We start from the raw sequence: 972 nt of genomic DNA on the forward strand, positions 1-972 counted from the left end.
CCTTTAATGTTGAACTCCGTTACATCAGTCACCCACTTTTGATTGGGCTTGCTAGCAGCAAAGTTACGCTCCAGTAGGTTTGGGGCTACCTTGCCTACTGCCCCCTTATAAGACTGATAGCGCTTGGGTCTCACAAGGGACTTCAGCCCTAGTTGCCCCATCAGCTTTTGGACGGTCTTGGGGTTGAAGTAATACTGTTGATTGCTCAGCTCTAAATGCACGCGACGATAACCATAGCGACCCTGATGCTGGCGGTAGATCTCTTGGATCTGCGTCTTCACTGCAAGATAGGAGTCAGCCTGGTGACTTTGCTGCACATGGTAGTAATAAACACTTCTGGCCATCTTGGCCACAGCCAAGATGATCTGTAGAGGGTATAACTGCCTTAACTCAGTAATTACTTGGACTTGTTCTTGCTTGCCAAGTGCTTTTGCTGGGCTAAGGCTTGTAGCTTTTTTAGGTAATCAGTCTCCACTCTGCGGTACTCAAGCTCTTGCATGAGCTCTTCTGGAGTCATTTGGATGACTGGTTTGTTGGTGGGAACAAACGGTTTGAGGGGTTTTGACATCGGTGGCCGTCCCTTGGGCTTGGGTTCTAGGGCTGTAATACCACCTTCATTGTAGAGGCGTTGCCAAACGGCAATCGAGCTAGGAGCGGCAATATTAAAGCGGGCTGCCGCTTGGTTAATCGAGAGCTGCTTTTGTGCCATCGCCTTTAACACCGATAACTTAAAAGCGACAGAGTGGTGAGTGTAGGTGTTAGCTAGACTCTTATGACCATGGATTCTGTAGGCATGAACCCATTTGCGGACATGGGTAAATTTAACGCCATACCGGTTTGCCGTCGCTGTAAATCCTTCTTTGCCTGACAGGTAGTGATTGATGACCTCTAGCTTGAAGTCTTTGCTGTATTTGGACATGAGACTGACCCTTTAAAGTTGGATTGGGTGTCCAACTTTTGTGGGTCAGTTCA

Annotated in this window: 1 pseudogene; it reads right to left on the reverse strand. The window is 48.0% G+C overall.

The window, feature by feature from the left end:
* Positions 1-919, reverse strand: a pseudogene (locus tag VC188_RS11865) (IS3 family transposase); the annotation flags it as partial.
* Positions 920-972: the final 53 nt, after the last annotated feature.

This window comes from Polynucleobacter sp. MG-28-Ekke-A2 (assembly GCF_035012985.1).
Taxonomy (GTDB): domain Bacteria; phylum Pseudomonadota; class Gammaproteobacteria; order Burkholderiales; family Burkholderiaceae; genus Polynucleobacter.